The sequence below is a fragment of the Sphaerochaeta sp. PS genome, assembly GCF_032144095.1.
Taxonomy (GTDB): Bacteria; Spirochaetota; Spirochaetia; order Sphaerochaetales; family Sphaerochaetaceae; genus Sphaerochaeta.
Genome location: NZ_JAVSNJ010000002.1, coordinates 154,159 through 174,043, shown reverse-complemented (window position 1 = coordinate 174,043; position 19,885 = coordinate 154,159). Strand labels below are relative to the sequence as shown.

Below are 19,885 nucleotides of genomic sequence, written 5' to 3'. Positions count from 1 at the left end.
GGTCATACGGTACCTCCCCTCCATCATACGGTGCAGGCCAAAGAAATGAAAGGCCAAAACGAGCCCAATCCGAGTATCGGAAAGGGCTCTTTCTCAACCTTAGGCAAACACCTTGACCCGGTCCTCAATATCCTGATATTGCTTTTCCCCAGCGGGGTTTTCGATCGAACCGAAGGGCATCTGGGCGATGAGCGACCAGGAGAGGGGGATGTTCCATGTTTTCCTGACTTCATCCTCCACCAGGTTTCCATAATGTTGCAGGCTGGCTCCAACCTTGATGTTGGCAAGTGCACTCCAGATCGAGAACTGGGTTATGCCGGTTGCATGGGCACTCCAGAGAGGGAAATTGTCTGCATAGAGAGGAAAGCCCTTTTGCAAAGATGCAATGACCGATGTCTCCTCAAAGACCATGGCAGTTCCGGCTCCTCTTGCAAAACCCTCTATTCTGGCTTTGGTATCGGCCACCTGTTCGCTAGGGATAATCTTCACCAGTGCAGCAAAAATCATATCCCACAGTTTCTTGCTCTCGTTTCCATAGAGAACCACAACCCGGGCACTCTGTGAATTGAAGGCAGAAGGGGCCAGCCTTACCGCTTCCTTGATGGTTTTTGTCACTACTGATTTGTCAACCGGAAGAGTGGCTCCCAGTCCATATGTTGAACGCCTAAGCGAAATGCTATCGAGAAATGAATTGTTCATATGAATAATCTCCTTGCGAACAATATAATTGAAAACAATATAAATGTACAGGCGGAACCCTTGATTCATCAAAATTGTTTTGGATTGGTCAAATGAAACTCCTTTTGGCAGGAATTCCAGGATATACCCTGAAAACTACCCCAAGTGGTTCTAGGAAAACTCCGCTATTTCTGGTTGTGTATCTCACTCTGTTCCCATCCTGGCCAATCTTGTCCTTTCTGCATAAACCTGTATACTGAGTAAACCAAAAATGAGGAGCTGCTATGTTGTATGATGAACTCTCTTCCCTTGGAACCTATGGATCGCTTGTCCATGACCTCCCCTTGGTGGTTGCAATCCTCAAGGAAAAGCCGTGGGAGGGTTTTGGTACCTACAAGACAGAGAACCCGAAAGTTACCTATACCGTCCTCTCCTATGAGAGTTCCTCTGTGCCCACCCCCTATGAGGTCTACAAGGAGAAGACACAGCTCCATGTCATTCTTGCAGGGGAGGAGCTGATGGCCCTGTCATGGAGGGAACACGCACGATCAGCCGTATGGGATGGCGAAGGCAAAGCAACCCTTTCTGGGGACCCTATAGGGGTAATACACGCCAAAAGCGGACATTTTGCCCTGTTTATGCCCGGAGAACCCCATACCGTTGGCATGGAATCATCAAAAGAACACAACAAGGTTACAAAGGTCCTCTTCTCCATTGCAGATTAAAAATGGTATACAAGTGTTTACCAGCCTCTTAACAAAGAGTTGCAAAAGCAGTAGAGTGGGTTTCGTGTAAGAGAGGACAGATCATGAGTGAAACCCACAATGCCATCATTGGCAACAAGATCATAGGAAAAGGGTTGCCCGTACTGGTGCAGACCATGTATGACAGTGCAATTCCCAAAGATATGGTTGAGCTGGACATCCTGCTCAGACGCATTGGTGAACTCAATGCGATGGGATGTGATATCCTGCGATTCTCCTATCCAAGCTTGGATGACCATGAGGGTTTTTCCTGGCTCTGCAGAAATTCACCCATTCCCCTGGTTGCTGACATCCACTTCGACTACAAGCTCGCCTTGGATGCTATTGCCTGTGGAGCACATAAGATTCGCATAAATCCCGGCAACATAGGCGCCCGTTGGAAGGTCGATGAGGTGGTCAGGAGTGCCTTGGACCACAATGTCGCCATCCGGATCGGCCTGAACAGCGGGTCCCTTCCCAAGGGAGACGACCCCATGCCAGTCTTGATGAGCAACACGGCCCTTGACTACCTGTCCTGGTTTGAATCCTTGAACTTCTATAACTCGGTGGTATCGCTGAAAGCCAGTGATGTCGAGACTACCTATGAGGCAAACAGGCTGTTTGCGGCAAAGAGCGGCTATCCCCTCCATCTGGGAGTGACGGAAGCCGGTTCGGTTGTCTCTTCAGTGACCCGCTCTACCTGGGCCTTGGGCAGGCTGCTCGACCAGGGCATTGGAAACACCCTGCGCATCAGCATTACCGGGGAGATCGAGACCGAGGTGCAGGCGGGTGTCGAGTTGCTTCGGACCCTTGGCCTCAGGAAGGGAGGCATACGGATCGTCAGCTGTCCACGGTGTGGGCGCCACAGTTTTGATTCGCAGGCCTTTTTGCAATCGATCGAAAAGGAACTGATGATGGTCCAGAAGGACCTGACACTGGCGATCATGGGCTGCCAGGTTAACGGGCCCGGTGAAGCACGTCATGCCGACATTGCAATAACGGGTATCGGCAAAGAGATATTTTTGTATGAACATGGCAAGCTTGTGCGTAAGGTGCGGCTTGAAGAAGCTAGGGAAGCAGTATTGGAAGCGGTAAGGAATGCAGAATAAGTTAATCATCAAGGGTGCGCGCGAGCACAACCTGAAAAACATAGATATTGAACTGGAAAAGAACAAGCTTATCGTGATAAGCGGGCTATCAGGCAGTGGGAAAAGCTCCCTTGCCTTTGATACGATCTTTGCTGAGGGCCAGAGGCGGTATGTGGAGAGCCTCAGCTCCTATGCCCGTATGTTCCTCGACCGTATGGATAAGCCCGATGTGGACTACATGGAGGGCTTGAGCCCTGCCATCGCCATTGAGCAGAAATCGACGCAGAAGAACCCCAGGTCCACCGTCGGTACCATAACGGAGATCTACGACTACTACCGCCTGTTCTGGGCCAGGGTCGGAACCCCCCACTGCCATAAGTGTGGCCGTGAGATCACCGAGATGAGTATCGACCAGATCATTGACGCCATCTACCATGCCCAGGATGAAAGCAAGATCATCGTCAGCGCCCCTGTTGCGATCGGCCGTAAGGGCGAGTACAAGAAGGTGTTCGAGGATGCAAAGAACGGGGGATTCCAGCGTGTCAAGGTTGACGGTGCCATGCTATCCCTTGATGAACCCATCAATCTGGACAAGCAGCAGAAACACTCCATCGATGTGGTGGTCGACCGGCTCATCCTCCGCCCGGATGCCCGGCAAAGGCTTGCTTCCAGCATCGAGACCTGCAACGAAATGACCAATGGCCTGGTAAAGATAACCTTCATAGGCTCCGACGAGAGTGAACATGAGGAGATCTACAGCGAACGGAACAGCTGCTCGCACTGCGGACTCACCTTTCCCGACCTGGAGCCCCGCCTGTTCAGCTTCAACAACCCCTTCGGTGCATGTCCCGATTGCAATGGCTTGGGGGTCAAGACAGAGTTCGACCCTGAGCTCATCATTCCCGACTACTCCAAAAGCTTTAACCAGGGTGCCATTGCCACCCAGAATCCTGAAGCCGAGTGGTCCCGTGTACCTTTTGAAGCCTTGGCCAAGCAGTATGGGTTTACCCTGGACACCCCGTTCAGCAAGCTCAAGGCGGAGGTCATCGAGGCTATCCTCTATGGGTCAAAGGAGAACCTTACCATGGAGTATACCCGTGAGAAGCGTAAGGAGCTCTACCGGGTGGAGAAGCCTTTCCCAGGTGTCATCCCCGACCTGCAGAGACGGTACTACGAGACGGCCAGCATGCAGATCCGCATGTGGATGAACTCCTTCCAGAACTCTCATGTCTGTGACAGTTGCCATGGGGACCGCCTAAGGCCGGAAGCACTCTCGGTAACCATCAAAGGGCTGAACATCATGGAGGCGACCCGACTTTCGGTCAAAAGCTCCCTCGAACTGTTTAGGGAGTTTTCCCTGACCGAAAATCAGATGATCATCTCTACCCAGGTCCTGAAGGAGATCCGTGCAAGGTTGCGCTTCCTCAGCGATGTGGGTCTGACCTATCTGACCATCGACCGTTCAAGTGCCACCCTCAGCGGAGGGGAGGCACAGCGGATACGGCTCGCTACGCAGATCGGCTCCGCCCTCAGCGGAGTGCTCTATGTATTGGATGAGCCTTCCATCGGTTTGCATCAGCGTGACAACCAGAAGCTTATCGATACCCTGAAAAACCTGAGGGACCTTGGCAATACCGTCCTGGTGGTCGAACATGATGAGGCCACCATCCGTGAAGCCGATTATGTGGTGGACCTTGGCCCGGGTGCCGGCGTCCATGGTGGATACATCACCGCCCAGGGAACTCCCAGCGAGATCGAAGCAAACCCTGCAAGCATAACCGGCCAGTTTTTGAGCAGGAAGCTTACCATTCCCATCCCTGAAAAAAGAAGGAAGGGCAATGGCAAGCAGATTTCCATCAAAGGGGCGTGCAAGAACAATCTCAAGCATGTCGATGTCGATATCCCCCTGGGAAAGTTGGTGGTACTTACCGGGGTCTCCGGTAGTGGGAAAAGCTCCTTGCTCAACGAGGTGCTCCTTCCTGCCGTCAAGAGGCAGCTTGCCCAGAAGAACCCCAACTTTGATGGATACTCCTCCTTGACCGGGGTAGAGCTCTTGGACAAGGTCATCAACATAGACCAAAGCCCTATCGGCAGGACACCCAGAAGCAACCCTGCTACCTATGTTGGGGTGTTTACCCCCATCAGGGAGCTCTATGCATCCCTGCCTGAGAGCAAGGCCCGCGGTTACAAGAGTGGTCGTTTTTCCTTCAACGTCCCCGGTGGGCGGTGTGAAAACTGCAAAGGGGACGGGACACTCAAGATTGAGATGAACTTCTTGCCGGACGTCTATGTAACGTGTGATGTCTGCCATGGGAAAAGGTTCAACAAGGAGACACTCTCGGTACGGTATAAGGGAAAGAACATCGATGAAGTGCTCTCCATGACGATGGATGAGGCTGCAGAGTTCTTCAGCGCCATCCCCCGTATCAAGAGAAAGGTCGACACGGTCATCTCTGTGGGCTTGGGGTATATCAAGCTCGGCCAGAGCGCCCTGACCCTCAGTGGTGGTGAAGCCCAACGGGTCAAACTCAGCCTGGAGCTCTCCAAATATGGGACAGGGAAAACCCTGTATGTCCTTGATGAACCTACTACAGGCCTCCATTTTGCTGATGTGAAAAAGCTGATGGAAGTCATCAACCGCCTGGTTGATGGGGGAAATACCGTAGTGCTCATCGAGCACAACCTCGATGTCATCAAGCAGGCAGACCATGTCATCGACCTTGGCCCCGAAGGTGGGGATGGGGGAGGGATGGTAGTAGCCAGTGGAACTCCTGAACAAGTTGCCCTATGCAAAGACTCATTCACAGGGTATTATCTTGCTCAGACGCTCCATGAAACAGATTGATGGGATACTATTCAGAAAACTGACTGTTTTGGCACTCTTGTTGCTGGGGTGTTGTTTTTTCATACTTGCTTCCCCGGTTGAGGATTCCCTGATCCTCTCGCTCTCCATCGCCCAGGCGACCGACAAGGAGCTGAGGAACATGGCCCTTGCAAGGGGGCTTGCTTTTGAGAGTGCCGATTCCATGCGGGAGATGCTCTACTCGCTCTACCATATCGAACCGCTTGCCATCCAGGAGACCCCTTCGGCCAAGAAGACCTATACCCTTACCATTCTCCATGCTGACCTGGTAACCTCAGCTGGTGCCAATTCCTCCCTGGTGGAACTGAACGGCAATGCCTTGGTACAGTTTTCCCTGCAGGACGATGAGAGGGTGCGCAAGCTTTCTGCAGACAGGATGATCATCGACCTTGACAACACCTTGCTCAGTGCCTTTGGCTCGGTCATCTTCGATGACTCTGAGGACAAGGGTTCCGTACAAACCATAACCGGTTCCATCGTAACCCTGAACTGGACCGACCAGTCGTTGTTGGTACGTGGAGGGTCCACCACCACGGAACGGAAGAACAGTGAGGATGAGGATGTCCGGTTTTTTACCTCAGGAGAGCTCATTACCTACAATGGTTCTGGTGACGGCATTTTTTTCGACAAGGGGTTCATCACCACCAATGAAAAGCACGCCTACTCATCGATAACCGCAGATAGATTGGCCTTCCTCAGCGGAGGGGACCTGCTGGTAACCAACGCCTACCTCTCCATCGGGAGGGTCCCTGTATTCTGGGTCCCTGCCTTTTTTTTCCCCGGGGTCAGGATGGTCGGAAACCCTGCGATAGGATTTACCAGCGACAGGGGGATGTTTCTCAACACAACGTTTGAAATCTATGGAAGGTATCCAAAATTCAAGAAAGGGGAGACCAGCAGTTTCTCCAGTCTGCTTTCCGGCGAGAGTGATGCTTCATTCGTCCCTGACGGTCCGGTATATGGCGAACAAAGAGGCGAGCCTACACCCTTTGTAAGATGGACGGAAAGTAGTGGCTCCTATCTTGTCTTGTTGGCAGACTCCTATGAATCGAGTGGGATCAGCATTGGGTTGGAAGCACACCATGCCTTTTTTGCAAAAAAGGTTCTCCTTGATACAGAGATGCACCTAGCTGTCCATCCCCAGGGGAAGGAGATACTCTCCAGCTATGCGAGTTTCCCTAAGGTAAGGTATTACGGAACCAATGCATTGACTGTAGATACCTCATGGGCAGATCTGCAGGTCTCTCTGCCCTTCTATTCAGACCCAACTGTCAAACGCCTCTATGCCAACAGGCTCAGCACTTTTGCGATAGACTCCCTCTTTGGCAAGAAGCAGGAGTTCCCTTCAGACTATCTCAGCGACATTGGCTCCTTTACCTGGAAAGCCAACGGGAGTTTTGATTTTCCCACCAAGGTGTTCGGAGAGCTGGTGCAGAGTGCAAAGATAACGACCTTGAATGCCCTTATCGACTGGAGGTGGGAGCAACAGGATTCCCTCTACTCCTATGTGGTGCAGAAAGTCACGCTGCCAGAACTCCAGGGCCTCATCAGCGGCCAAATCTTCTCCTGGACGCAACCTATTGCGTCCAAGGCCACATCTGGTGAAACCAAGGCAATCCCAACGGGAACCTTTGCCCTCGACGATACGCTGGCAAAGGCAATGGTCCCCACCCCGACAACAAAGACAAAGACCCAGGCCTCTGCCATGAACCGCTCCATATCCCTAGGCTATTCGGTTGAGGAGAAGCTGCTCTACTCGGCCAACAATCTGGATGAGGATAGCAACTGGGATAATTCCAGGTATTTCTATACCTACACCAAGCCATCGTTGACCCTGTATGTTGTTGCCCATCCATCCTATTTTACCCTGAAGCAAACCTTCACCTCCCCGTTCATCAGCAGCGAAGACCAGACCAAGGATATCTACCTCACCAGGCAGGTACAACTCACCTCATCCACCATAGCAACTGTCCCTGCACTGGGGCTGACCTATACCCTGGACGAGAAGCTCTACTCCTGGAGGGACTCCTTTTCACGGATTGGGGGTCGTACATGGGAAGAGAAATCGTTTGCATTTACCAAGGAGTTTGTCACAAGGCATGAGGTGAAGGTAGCAAAAAGCTTTATGGTGGGGGAGGGGACCCTTTCCCCTTCCGTTACCGCAACCCTATACCCCTTGGTCCAGTCATTGCTTCCCTCCCTTGGCTATGGAATCGGGCCCTGGGCCTTCTCTTCCTCGCTCAAGATCCTTCAGCAGGATGAGGGTCTGCAGCCAGAACTGCTCTCCTCCTCTGCAAGTTTCACCCTCCCAACCGTAGCCTTCTCCCTGTTGGGCACCTACGATCTCTCCCTTGAGGAGGCTGACAGCTGGAAGCCCTTTGCCCTGTCGGGCAGTGGCAAGCTTTCGTTGTTTGCCAACCAGGTCTCCCTTAGGGAGAGCTTTTCCTTCATGGCTTACTCAACCCTCTATGGCGAGAACTATTTCAAGGATGTGACAACGACCCTCTCCTTGCCCTACCTGAGCTCGACGCTGGTCCATGCAGGCAGTATAGGCTCCTTGGAGGCCCAGAGCCTTACTACCCAGGTTGCCATACAGGACCTCTCCTATTCCTGGTGGAAAAGACGCATCCAGCTGAAACTCGGCTTGGACGCAAGGCTTGCCATCAATTTCATCGATCCCTATGCAACGGCCCTCAACCTTACGGCAAAGGTTGGCTTCTCCATAGCCGAGTTCCTTGACCTTTCCTTCTCCCTTACCAGTTCAAACCGTGGTTTCCATCGCTACTATTCGGCAGGGGCCTTTTCGTTCCCCCTCATGTGGGAAGACCTGCTCAGGTCCTTCGACCTGGTTGGTGATGGCCGATCTTCCACCCAGTTCAACATGAACTCGATCTCCCTGGAATTGGTCCATTATATGGAGGATTGGTCCTTGAATTGTAAATATACAGGAAGTGTTGTACTATCAAACAACCAGTATACATGGGTCCCTGTTGTTTCTGTCTTTCTCCAATGGAAAACAATACCTGAGCTTAAGGTAGAGGAAAATTGGACTGAATCGGATGGAATTTGGTATAGCAGGCCCTCTTCATAAGGTAGGAAATGGAAAGTAGCATCGATTTTGATGATGAAGAACAGATGGAACGTGTCTGTGGGATCAATGACCGCAACATACCCTATCTGGAAACCCTGACTGGTTGTGAACTCTTTGCCAAAGGTATCAGGCTCACCTATTCCTGTCCTGATGAACTATCGGAGAACAGGGTTAGGCTTCTGATTCCGCGCTTGAAGGGCTTGGCCAACATGCAGGAGTACATCAGTGAAGCTGAGATATTCATGGAATTCCAGAGCCTGAGGCATATTCGGCCCGTGATGGACCTTGCCCAGCATGGGGAACCTGAACAGAAACCCTCCATTACCGTCCAAAACCGAATAGCCTACCCCAAGGGGCTGCGACAGGAAGCCTATTTGCGTTCCATGCAGAAGAGCCAGATTGTGTTCGGCATTGGCCCCGCTGGGACAGGGAAGACCTTTCTGGCTGTATCCTATGCCCTTAGCCTGCTTTTGTCGGGTAAGAAGCAGAAGCTGATATTGACCCGTCCCATCGTGGAGGCTGGTGAGAATCTGGGTTTCCTTCCAGGAGACCTGGCACAGAAGATCAATCCCTACCTACGCCCCCTCTACGATGCGATGGAGGCCATGGCAAGCCTCTCGACCATCCACCGCCTGGAGGAGAACGGGAGCATCGAGATAGCCCCGTTGGCCTATATGCGGGGTCGTTCGTTGCAGAATGCTGTGGTAATCCTTGATGAGGCGCAGAACACCTCGGTTGAGCAGATGCAGATGTTCCTGACCCGCCTTGGGGAACAATCCATGGCAATTGTAACCGGTGACATTTCCCAAGTCGATCTTCCCAGGCACAAACAAAGCGGGCTTGTGCATGCTTTGCAAATCCTGCAGAATATTGAAGGTATAGAGTTTGTCCTGTTTGATTCCAAGGATGTTGTCCGCAGCAGGATCGTGCAAAAGATCATTGATGCCTACGCCTTGGATGGTGATGGCGGCAAAAAAGGTATGCATTCATGAACAAGAAAACGTACAGGAGAGAGGCAAGCCCACAGAATCCCACACGCCAGAAAAGTCTGGCGATTGGCCTGATTGCCTTGTTGTTGGTTTCGGCGATGGTGGTTCCTCTGGTGGTGACCCGTAATCCCGGTACCGCCCTACGTACCTTTGAATCCCGCTATGAGGTTGGTTCCCTTGCAAATGAGGATGTCTTTGCCTTCTCCTCCTTCGAATACGTGGATGGGGAGAAGACAGAGAGGCTTGTTGCTGAGGCAGTGGCCAAGGTGATACCCTATTTTTCCTACTCACTGCATGCCACCTCGGCTTCTGTATTGAGGGTCCAGAAATTCATAGAGTATTGGAAGAACGAGAACAATGGCTTACAGACCCTGGACCTTGCATTGCCGGCAGATTCAGCGAATGTCTTGGCGCGGTTTCGGGAATTGGACAGCGATGAACGTTCCTTCATGCTCGCAGCCCTTGAGGAGACCAGCGAACTGGTTTTGCAGAAGGGGTTGTTCTCCTCGGATGACATCCAGAAGAACCTGCAGTCTGGGTATGAGAATTTCTATCTGGAGAACAGTATTTCGATGGACAAGGTCACTTCCTTGGTTGCACAGAGCCTCGATTCGGCCATGACATTCCAAACCATGCAGGAAAACCTTGCTTTTTGGCTTGCTGCCTACACAAATGCCCATTCCAGCTTCCAGCCCCTCTTGTTGCTGGACACCCTCTCCTTGCTGGTCGAAAGCAATGTGCAATACAATGAGGCAAAGACCTTGCACCTGCGGGAACTTGCAAAGGCCGAGGTCAAACCCCAGATTGTAACCATACAGCGTGGGCAGAAGATCATTGCCAAGGATTCTGTCATAACAAGCGAACAGATGGCTTTGATCACAAGGATGAGCGACTCAGCCTTTGACTACACGGTCCTTGAGCTGATAGGACGGTTCGTCTTTGTCGTGTTGGCAACCGGTGCAGGGCTGTTGGTCTTCCACCAGTTTCTCAAGCATGAGAAACGGTACTACCTCTACCTGAACCTGCTGCTTGCATCCCTGGTGGTGACCTTGGGCCTGCTCTACCTTGTGGCCCATTGGACAACGCAAAATTCGGTACAGTTCATCGACTCGTTTCTCCCTGTCCTTTTTGCCCCGATCTTCCTGTCCCAGATAACCACCAAGAAACGGGTGGGCCTGGTCAGTGGTTTCATCCTTTCCTGCTATGCGATGATTTTGCCCTATAGCAACTCCATGACATTCTTCTTTACCATGACCACGGTGGGTACCTGCCTCTACTTTTTCCAGTTTACCATCAAGAGGCTTGATGAAATCTTCAACTGGTTCTATGCCTGTCTGGTAAGCTGTTTCATGGCGATAGCGTTGAACCTGCTCAATGGGTTCTCCTTCAATGGGGTGGGCGCCTTGCTCGGTGGCCTAGTGATAAACATCTCCTTGTCCGTGGTCTTTGTGGCTGCCTTGGTCCCGTTGTGTGAACAGCTGTTCAACATCCCCACCATCTATCGCCTGAGTGAACTTGCACTTGCTGAGAGCCCTGCCCTTGAGCGGCTTGCAGTCGTTGCACAGGGAACCTATACCCATAGCAGGTATGTAGCGGATATTGCCTACACTGCGGCTAAGGCGATAGGGGCAAATGCCATGTTGGCCCGGGTCGGGGGTATGTACCATGATATCGGCAAGTCCGACCACCCTGAGTATTTTATCGAAAACCAAGGCGTTGAGAACAAGCATGACGAGATCAAGCCGAGCCTCTCTGTTGCCATCATCAAGAGTCATGTGAAGCTCGGGGTTGAAAAGGGTAGGGAGGCTGGCCTCCCCCAGGAGGTCCTGGACATCATAGCCCAGCACCATGGCAATGACGTGATCCAATTCTTCTTCCATGAGGCCAAGGAACAGGCCCAGGCCCTGGGCCTGGATGTGAATGAGGATGACTACTCCTATGCCGGAATTAGGCCATCCACCCCCGAGGCGGCGATCGTCATGCTCGCCGATTGCGTGGAAGCTGCTAGCAGGACCTTGAAGAAGGCAACGCCTTCCAAGTATGAAAAACTTATCCATACGGTAATCATGGGCAAGATTGCAAGGGACCAGCTGAAGGACTCCCTGCTCTCCTTGACAGATCTTGACCTCATAAGCGCCTCTTTCCTGCAATCTCTCGTAGGAAGGGACCATCACCGTATTGAGTATCCAGATGATGCAACGGATACTATTAGTAAAGCCCCTGTAAAGGGATAGGTAGGAAACTGATGAAAAATAGTTGGATAATTGATATATCCTATGGACATGAGTCGTTTAGGGAAGAGGCCCCCGAAGAGTTGGTGCAACAGCGGGTCAGTTCCATTTTGGAAACTCTTGGTGTCGAGCCTTGCGAACTGTCTGTCAGCTTTGTGAGCGACGATGAGATACAGGAGCTGAACAAGACCTATCGGGATAGGGACGAGACTACGGACATCCTCTCCTTTGTGCAGGATGATGAGGTCGAGGATTTTTCCTGGCCAGAACTGGTCTATGAGGATGATGCTCAACCTGCAGAAATCAGGGTGCTGGGGGACATGGTACTTTCTCTGGATACCTTGAAAAGAAATGCACAATCATTTAGTGTTGAGACGGACGAGGAGCTGTTTCGGCTCTTGATTCATGGGGTGTTGCATCTTCTGGGCTTTGATCATGCAACCAATGATGAGAGTGAACCGATGCTTGTGCAACAAGAACAACTTCTCGTAAAACTTGGGGGTAGTAAGCGTTGAATTGGCGATTGAAGGATCTGTTCAAGAAAAAGCATCAGAACCTGGATCAGGAACTGAAGGAACAGGTCGAAATTGAAGAACGACAGACAATGATTGAAGGGATTGGGGAATTGAATGACAAGACTGTCAAGGAGATCATGGTTCCCCGGGTAGACGTTCAATTCATTAGCTGTGACATTACCCTGGATGACCTCTATGGCATCATTCAAGAACAGGGCTATTCCCGCTACCCTGTCTATGAGGAGACCATAGACAACATTGTAGGCATACTCTATGCCAAGGACATTTTGCGCCATGGCGTCGAAAATGGCTTCGATGTCCATAAGCTCATGAGGAAACCCTATTTCATTCCCGAAAGCAAGCATCTTGATGACCTGTTGAGGGAGTTCAAGATCCGTAAGGTGCACATCGCCATAGCTATCGATGAATATGGCGGGGTAAGTGGAATTGTCTGTATGGAGGACATCCTGGAGGTCATCGTCGGGGATATCCAGGATGAGTTCGATGAGGATGAGTCCGATGGAATTCTCAAGGTTGAGGATAAGACCTATATGGTCGAGGCGAGGACATCAATTGATGATGTCAACGATGCCACCGGCCTGAAGATCGATGAGGATGATTTTGAGACAATCGGCGGCTACGTATTTGAACTCTTTGGCAGGATCCCTGCAAAGAATGAATCTGTCGAGGATCTGCAGGCAATCTTTACCGTAGAGGACATCGAAGGACACAAGATCAACCAGCTAAAATTGGTTGTAAAATCGTAAGATAGATACGTTGACCCTTGCTAAGGGAAAACAGTATATTAATATCGATACAGAACTTAATTTCCCGGAGGAAAACATGAAAATTGCAATTAATGGTTTCGGAAGAATCGGACGCAACGTATTCAAGGTTGCTTTTGAAGACAAGAGCATCGAGATCGTCGGTATCAATGATTTGACCAGCCCAAAGACCCTGGCTCATCTTTTGAAATATGACTCAACCTACGGAGTGTACGCCAAGAGCGTTGTAGCAACTGATAATGCAATTGTCGTTGACGGCAAGACCATTCCAGTATTTGCCCTTCGCAATCCTGCAGAACTCCCATGGAAAGCCCTCAAGGTCGATGTAGCAATTGAATCAACCGGTGTGTTCACCATGGCTGAGAGCCCCAAGGGTGGGTACAAGGATCACATCAAGGCTGGTGCCAAGAAGGTTATCCTGACAGTTCCTGCCAAGGACAAGATTGACCAGACCATCGTCTGTGGCGTCAACGACGACAAGCTTGACCTGAGCCTGGAAGCCTATTCCAACGCATCCTGCACCACAAACTGTCTTGCCCCCATCGCCAAGGTCCTGAACGATTCCTTCGGCATTGAACGCGGCCTTATGACCACCATCCATGCATATACCAATGACCAGGTCATGCTTGACCAGCCTCACTCAGACCTTCGCCGTGCACGAGCTGGCGCAGTATCCATCATTCCTACCACCACCGGTGCAGCCCGTGCTGTTTCCGATGTCATCCCTTCCCTGAAAGGCAAGCTCAATGGTATGGCAATGCGCGTACCTGTACCTGCTGGTTCCATCGTCGACTTGGTTGTCATGCTTGAAAAAGATGCAACTGTAGAAGAAGTCAATGCAGCAATGAAGAAAGCAGCAGAAGGCCCGATGGCTGGAATCCTCCAGTACACCGAGGATCCGATTGTTTCCCACGATGTCATTGGCAACAACCACTCCTCAATCTTTGATGCTGACCTCACCATGAAAATGGGTGAGAAGATGATCAAGGTTCTCAGCTGGTATGACAACGAGATGGGCTATTCCACCCGTGTTGTCGACCTTGCCAAGAAACTGGTGAAATAACTTCACATATATATTGTGCAGGCCTGTTGCAAAGCAGGCCTGTAGTTTGCTTAGGCCCTAGAAGAGAAAAAGAGAGAGGAAAGCCATGATTTTACACACTATCAGAGACTGTGATTTTGCCAACAAGAGAGCACTTGTCCGCGTCGATTTCAACGTTCCATTGAAAGATGGCGTGGTTACCGACGATACGAGAATTTGCGCTGCGCTACCTACCATAAACTACTTATTGGATGCTGGTGCCAGTGTGGTGGTGATGAGCCATTTTGGCAGGCCAAAAGGGAAGAAGAATCCTGAATTCTCCATGGCTCCCATTGCCAAGAAGTTTGCTGAATTGCTGGGCAAGCCAGTTATCCTCGCCTCTGATGTCATCGGCAAAGAGGTGACTGAAGAGGTAAAGAACCTCAAGAAAGGTGAAGTTCTCCTCCTGGAGAATGTCCGTTTCTATGCTGAGGAAGAGGCCAATGACCCTGATTTTGCAAAGGCCCTCTCCCTTTTGGGTGATGTCTATGTGAACGATGCCTTCGGTACCGCCCACCGCGCCCACGCTTCGACAGAGGGTGTAGCCCACTACCTGCCTTCCTATGCCGGTTTTCTGATCGAGAAAGAGGTGAAGTTCATGGCTCCTCTGCTTGAGAATCCTGAGAGGCCTTTTGTTGCCATCATCGGGGGTTCCAAGGTCTCCAGCAAGATCAGTGTGCTTGAGAGCCTGGTAAAGACCTGTGATACCATCGTTATCGGTGGAGGCATGGCCTATACGTTCCTCTCTGTCCAGGGCCATTCCATTGGCAAGAGCCTGGTTGAAGAGGAGTTCAAGGATACTGCATCCTCCTTTTTGGCCAAGGCCAAAGAGAAAGGTGTCTCAGTCATCCTTCCTGTTGACCACCTCTGCGGAGCAGAGTTCAAGGATGGGACTGCTGCCATCGCAATTGATAGTGTAGACATTCCTGAAAACCTTATCGGCATGGATATCGGACCGAAGACAATCAAGCTGATCGTCGAGGCTGTCGAGCAGGCAAAGAACGTTGTCTGGAATGGTCCGATGGGTGTCTTTGAGTTTGACGCCTTTGCCCAGGGGACCCTCTCCGTTGCCAAGGCTCTTGCTGCTTGCAAGGGTACCACGGTAGTAGGTGGTGGGGACTCCGTCGCAGCCATCAACAAGTTCGATCTTGCAGACAAGATCAGCCACGTAAGCACCGGTGGCGGTGCATCCCTTGAATTCCTGGAAGGAAAGGTCCTCCCTGGCATCAAGGCTTTGGAGAAACAGATGAGAAAGCCCTATATCGCTGGAAACTGGAAAATGAACATGACACCCTCTGAAGGTTCCGCCTTTGCCAAGGAGCTTGTAAAGGCCCTGGCAGGCGTTTCCACCAAGGTCATGATTGCTCCTCCTTTCGTAACCATTCCTGCCGTGTTGGAGGCTGTGAAGGGTAGCAATATCATTGTTGCTGCCCAGAACATGAACGACAACAAAAGCGGAGCCTTTACCGGTGAGGTCAGCGCTGCCATGCTCAAGGACCTTGGGGTGAATACCGTCATTCTTGGCCACAGTGAGAGAAGGGCGATCTATGGGGAAAGCGACGAGCTTATCAACAGGAAGGTGTTGCTTGCAATTTCCGAGAACATGGATGTGGATCTCTGCGTAGGGGAGACCCTCCAGGAGAGGGAAGCAGGAAAACTCGAGGAAGTGCTTACCCGCCAGGTGACAGTTGGACTGCAGGGTGTTTCTGCAAAAGATATGGAAAAGATTACCATCGCGTATGAGCCAGTCTGGGCAATTGGAACGGGAAAGACCGCAACTCCAGAAGATGCTGATGGCGCACATGCATTTATTCGTTCTCTTGTGGCAAAACTCTATACAAAGGGTGTTGCAGAAGAGCTAATAATACAGTATGGTGGTTCAGTAAAGGCTTCAAATGTTAAGTCTTTGATGTCCAAGGAACATGTCGATGGGGCCCTTGTTGGTGGTGCATCGCTCTCTGTAGAGCAGTTCTTGCCAATCGTCTCTTTTGATATGTAACATAACCGGAGTAGTGAAATGGGTGTTTTGAGCGTAATTTTGTTGGTACTATTCGTGATCGTCAGTCTCCTTTTGATTTTCCTTGTAGCTGTACAGGATGAGCAAAGCGAAGGATTGGGCGGCATCTTCGGTGGTGGTAGCAATACTGCTTTCGGATCTCATGCAAGCAGTGTCGTAACCAAAGCAACTGCTACGCTGGCTGTGGTGTTCATGATTCTTGCTCTGGTTGTAGCCTTTGTCAACAAGAGCCCGTCTCAAGACAAACTGCTCGACTCAGTAACCACTGAACAGGTTCAGCAGTCCACTGACTGGTGGGTGAACTCTGAAGCACCTGCTACTCCAGTCCAAGCTCCTGCCGCAACCAACTAGGTCGGTAGATGCCATTAGTTATTTGACTGCCGGCCGCATTCTGTGCGGTCGGTATCTGTTATAGGGGATTTCATATGAAAGTTTGTGTATTGTACGCTTCTTCCTCCAAGGATAATGATCGGATCAAGCTCATTGCAAAAGCATTGGCAGAAGGGATTTCCTCCCAGGGTCACATGGTTGACCTGCTTGATATGAGTCTCGAACAGGGTAAGAAAGTATCTTTCTATGACTATCTTGTCATCGGCACTGAAGCCACTACCTTCTTTGGTGGGAAAATCCCCTCCGCCGTCTCCAATTTTCTGAAAAGCTCAGGTTCTGTATCCGGCCTTCGCTGTATGGGTTTTATAACCAAGGGCGGAGTCCGTTCGATGAAGACGTTGCAGGCTTTGATGAGGACAATGGAGCAGGAAGGGCTCTTCTTGAAGAAGAGCGAGATCATCACCAAGGCCGACTATGGAAGGGCCGTTGGAAAACACCTGCAAATTTGATTTCCATTTGACTTGCTTACCACTTTTTTGTACTCTTGACCCAAGTATTCACTAGGAGAAATGCATGAAACGATTTTTAGTGCTGGCAATTTGTTTTTCCCTGATTTCAGCCTCGACCCTTTTTGCTGCAGCCATCGGGGCTCCTGCTGCAACAGTCCGCCTTACCAAGACAACTCCCATCACCGTGGCTGAACTTGAGACTGAGGTCAAGAAATACCAGGACAGTGCCGTAAAGAGCGGAACCGACCCTGCTACAGTAGACCCTTTGCAGGTTCTCAATCTCTTGATCAACAACGAACTCTACCGCCAGGGTGCAGCACGAGATGGCGTCAAGGTCACCGATGCCATGATCGACCAGGCATATGCTTCACAGAAGGCCAATATTGAATCCTCCTATGGCCAGAAACTGACAGATGAGGAATTTGCAAAGGTCATCAACTCCAATTTCGGCACAGTGGATGCCTACAGGAAGATGATCGGCGAGCAGCTGATGGTCGACACCTATGTACGGATGAAGAAGGCTGCTGACCTGAACAAGCCAATAACCATCTCTGAGACAGACATAGCCTCCTACTACCGGAAGAACAAGACCCAGTTTGTCAGCCCAGAGACTGTCAAGCTCAGCCACATCTTCATCCCTTTCACCGATGATGAGAAAACAAACAGTGATAACAAGGCACTTCTGGAAACTGTTGCTCAGCAGCTGAAGAGTGGGTCCCTTACCTTTGAGAAGGCCGTAGTACAATATTCCAAGGATGACCAGAGCAAGATGAAGGCTGGTGATATCGGCTGGCTTACCATGGACAACACTGAAGCGATGGCAGGCCTTGGAGAGACCTTCTTTGATGTGGCCTTTACCACCGAGGTAGGCGATACCAGCTCTGTAGTGACATCCAATACCGGCTACCACATCCTGAAGATCCTTGCCTACAACGAAACGAAGATCCTGGGCCTTACCGACCAGATCAACCCAAATACCACCAGCACCATCCATGATTACATACAATCCCAACTTACAGGAGTAAAACAACAGGAAGTGTACTATGGCGCCATCAACGCTTTGGTTGATGATCTGCGCAAGAGTGCGACTGTAAACATCCTGTACAAGAAATAACCCTATGAAAACAAGACACAAAGCAAGGGAACTTGCACTACAGACGCTCTACGCCATGGATTTCAACAATGTCTTGACCAAAGAGGACATCCCTAGGATTTTCAGCGGTACCACCGATGCCGAATATGCCGAACTTGAGGAAGAGGTAAAGATCTATGGTCAGTACCTTGTGCAGGGGACCATCGAGAACCTTGCCCAGGTTGATGAGCTCATTTCAAAATTCTCCTTGAACCGCCCTCTGGACCGTATCGATATCGTTGACAGGAATGTCCTTCGTATGAGCGTGTTTTGCCTCCTGTATGGGGATATACACCCCCATATCATAATCGATGAGGCAGTTAAGCTTTCCCAGGATTTTTCAACGGAAGTTAACTACAAGTTCATTAACGGTATGCTTGATACGATGCAAAAGCAACTGTTTCCCTTAGGAGGGAAAGCTACCTATGATAAGACTGAAGACAACTGAACAGATAGCGGTGATACGCGAAGCATGTCACCTGACAGCACGTTTGATGAACCAGCTTCCCTCGTTTATTGCTCCTGGTATGTCCACCTTTGATATTGACCAGTTCTGCTATGACTTTATGGTCAGGCACAAGGTCAAGCCTGCATTTCTTGATTATGAAGGCTTCCCTGCTACAGCGTGTATTTCCATAAACGAGGAGGTCATCCATGGTATTCCCTCCAAGCAGCGGATCATCAAGGAAGGGGATCTGATCGATGTTGACCTTGGCATAAACATGAACGGCCATTTTTCTGACATGGCACGGACCTTCATCGTTGGCACGACAAATCCCGATTGGGAGAAGCTCTGTTCTGTTACCCAGCGCTGTCTCTCCTTGGGGATAGAGGCTGCAGGAAAGAAGGGCGCCCGCATCCAGGACATCAGTGCAGCAGTCTACAAGCTTGCAAACTCTTTTGGATATGGCGTTGTGCGCGATTACTGCGGGCACGGGGTAGGGCTTGCCGTGCATGAGGAGCCTTCCATCCCAAACTATGTCAGTGCATACATGCCAAATCCCAGGATACGGGAGGGGATGGTCTTGGCCATTGAACCCATGATTAACCTGGGGACGAAGAGCACAAAGACTATGGAGAACGGCTGGACAGTAGTAACTTCCGACGGCAAGCCTTCCGCCCATTTTGAGGATACCATTGCCCTGACGAAAGATGGTTTGGAAATCTTGACGGTAGAAGCATAGGTGAGGAGACCAAAGGTGATAAAAGAGTTCATTTCCGGAGACACAATTCGAGACAGCGCCCTGAAACTAGCTCATAAGATGTATGTTGAGGACCATTTTATTCCAGATATCATCTATGCCTCCCTACGGGGCGGAGCCTATATGGCAAATGTGTTCAGCGAATACTACAAGATGGTACGAATTCGTGAGAAAGGCCGTCCTGTCTTCTATGCTGCAGTGGTAGCCCGTTCCTATGGGTATCTCAGAAGCCAGACCAATGTCATGGTCGATGGCTGGACATACTCTCCCGAACATTTGAGAACCGGTGACAGAATCCTAGTCGTCGATGATATCTTTGACACGGGCAAGACGGTAAATGCCCTAGCAGAGGTAATCATGCACAAGGGCATTCCCCGTGAAGACCTGAAGATTGCTGTCTATGACTACAAGGTACCACTCTACAAGGAAGAGGAACCTTTGCCGATCCAGCCTGACTACTACTGTCGCAAGCATGTGCTGCATAGTGCAGACCAGGAGCAGTGGATACATTATAACTGCCATGAGTTCCTAGGTCTTACCTCAGATGAGATCGACACACAGTTCACCGACCCTGAAGTAAGGCAGATCTTGCATGAGGTTCGAGGGGATAATGTTCAATAACGTAAAGAGG

The 19,885-nt window shown here is 50.7% G+C and carries 17 protein-coding genes; 16 read left to right on the top strand and 1 reads right to left on the bottom strand.

The features are described from left to right. Positions 1 to 99 precede the first annotated feature (99 nt). Positions 100 to 699 carry a nitroreductase family protein gene (locus ROJ03_RS03295; RefSeq protein WP_313725562.1) on the bottom strand — a complete coding sequence of 200 codons (600 nt, stop codon included), beginning with the start codon at positions 697 to 699 and terminating at the stop codon, positions 100 to 102. Positions 700 to 962: 263 nt separating this feature from the next. Between ROJ03_RS03295 and ROJ03_RS03290 the strand changes: the two genes are divergently transcribed. From ROJ03_RS03290 to ROJ03_RS03215, 16 genes are all read left to right on the top strand, one after another. Beyond that, positions 963 to 1,403 (top strand): YhcH/YjgK/YiaL family protein, encoded by a 441-nt coding sequence (locus ROJ03_RS03290; RefSeq protein WP_313725561.1) that lies wholly within the window; start codon positions 963 to 965, stop codon positions 1,401 to 1,403. A gap of 83 nt (positions 1,404 to 1,486) precedes the next feature. Beyond that, positions 1,487 to 2,530 (top strand): (E)-4-hydroxy-3-methylbut-2-enyl-diphosphate synthase, encoded by a 1,044-nt coding sequence (ispG, locus tag ROJ03_RS03285; RefSeq protein WP_313725560.1) that lies wholly within the window; start codon positions 1,487 to 1,489, stop codon positions 2,528 to 2,530. Beyond that, entirely contained in the window at positions 2,520 to 5,354 is a 2,835-nt protein-coding gene (uvrA, locus tag ROJ03_RS03280; protein WP_313725559.1) for an excinuclease ABC subunit UvrA, read from the top strand. The genes ispG and uvrA overlap by 11 nt, the downstream gene beginning before the upstream one ends. Next, a complete protein-coding gene (locus tag ROJ03_RS03275; protein WP_313725558.1) occupies positions 5,341 to 8,463 on the top strand; it encodes a hypothetical protein in 3,123 nt (1,040 codons plus the stop codon). The genes uvrA and ROJ03_RS03275 overlap by 14 nt, the downstream gene beginning before the upstream one ends. Positions 8,464 to 8,471: 8 nt before the next feature. Further along, positions 8,472 to 9,455, top strand: coding sequence for a PhoH family protein (locus tag ROJ03_RS03270; protein WP_313725557.1), 984 nt, complete (start codon positions 8,472 to 8,474; stop codon positions 9,453 to 9,455). Then, on the top strand, positions 9,452 to 11,686 hold the full coding sequence (locus tag ROJ03_RS03265; protein ID WP_313725556.1) for an HDIG domain-containing metalloprotein: 2,235 nt from the start codon (positions 9,452 to 9,454) through the stop codon (positions 11,684 to 11,686). Before ROJ03_RS03270 ends, ROJ03_RS03265 begins: the two co-directional genes overlap by 4 nt. Positions 11,687 to 11,697: 11 nt before the next feature. Continuing rightward, the gene (gene ybeY, locus ROJ03_RS03260) at positions 11,698 to 12,198 is read left to right on the top strand and encodes an rRNA maturation RNase YbeY (RefSeq protein ID WP_313725555.1); all 501 of its coding nucleotides are present in this window, start codon (positions 11,698 to 11,700) and stop codon (positions 12,196 to 12,198) included. Continuing rightward, entirely contained in the window at positions 12,195 to 12,965 is a 771-nt protein-coding gene (locus ROJ03_RS03255; RefSeq protein ID WP_313725554.1) for a hemolysin family protein, read from the top strand. Before ybeY ends, ROJ03_RS03255 begins: the two co-directional genes overlap by 4 nt. Before the next feature lie 76 nt (positions 12,966 to 13,041). After that, positions 13,042 to 14,046 (top strand): type I glyceraldehyde-3-phosphate dehydrogenase, encoded by a 1,005-nt coding sequence (gene gap, locus ROJ03_RS03250; protein ID WP_313725553.1) that lies wholly within the window; start codon positions 13,042 to 13,044, stop codon positions 14,044 to 14,046. Positions 14,047 to 14,131: 85 nt separating this feature from the next. Then, on the top strand, positions 14,132 to 16,063 hold the full coding sequence (gene tpiA / locus ROJ03_RS03245; RefSeq protein WP_313725552.1) for a triose-phosphate isomerase: 1,932 nt from the start codon (positions 14,132 to 14,134) through the stop codon (positions 16,061 to 16,063). A gap of 18 nt (positions 16,064 to 16,081) precedes the next feature. Continuing rightward, positions 16,082 to 16,432, top strand: coding sequence for a preprotein translocase subunit SecG (secG, locus tag ROJ03_RS03240; protein ID WP_313725551.1), 351 nt, complete (start codon positions 16,082 to 16,084; stop codon positions 16,430 to 16,432). Between the two features lie 74 nt (positions 16,433 to 16,506). Next, positions 16,507 to 16,920 (top strand): hypothetical protein, encoded by a 414-nt coding sequence (locus tag ROJ03_RS03235; RefSeq protein WP_313725550.1) that lies wholly within the window; start codon positions 16,507 to 16,509, stop codon positions 16,918 to 16,920. A gap of 64 nt (positions 16,921 to 16,984) precedes the next feature. Next, positions 16,985 to 18,034 carry a peptidylprolyl isomerase gene (locus tag ROJ03_RS03230; protein ID WP_313725549.1) on the top strand — a complete coding sequence of 350 codons (1,050 nt, stop codon included), beginning with the start codon at positions 16,985 to 16,987 and terminating at the stop codon, positions 18,032 to 18,034. 4 nt (positions 18,035 to 18,038) lie between these two features. Beyond that, complete coding sequence (gene nusB / locus ROJ03_RS03225; protein ID WP_313725548.1) at positions 18,039 to 18,500, top strand: transcription antitermination factor NusB; 462 nt, start codon at positions 18,039 to 18,041, stop codon at positions 18,498 to 18,500. Further along, complete coding sequence (map, locus tag ROJ03_RS03220; RefSeq protein ID WP_313725547.1) at positions 18,478 to 19,236, top strand: type I methionyl aminopeptidase; 759 nt, start codon at positions 18,478 to 18,480, stop codon at positions 19,234 to 19,236. Before nusB ends, map begins: the two co-directional genes overlap by 23 nt. 15 nt (positions 19,237 to 19,251) lie before the next feature. Beyond that, the gene (locus ROJ03_RS03215; protein WP_313725546.1) at positions 19,252 to 19,875 is read left to right on the top strand and encodes a phosphoribosyltransferase family protein; all 624 of its coding nucleotides are present in this window, start codon (positions 19,252 to 19,254) and stop codon (positions 19,873 to 19,875) included. Positions 19,876 to 19,885: the final 10 nt, after the last annotated feature.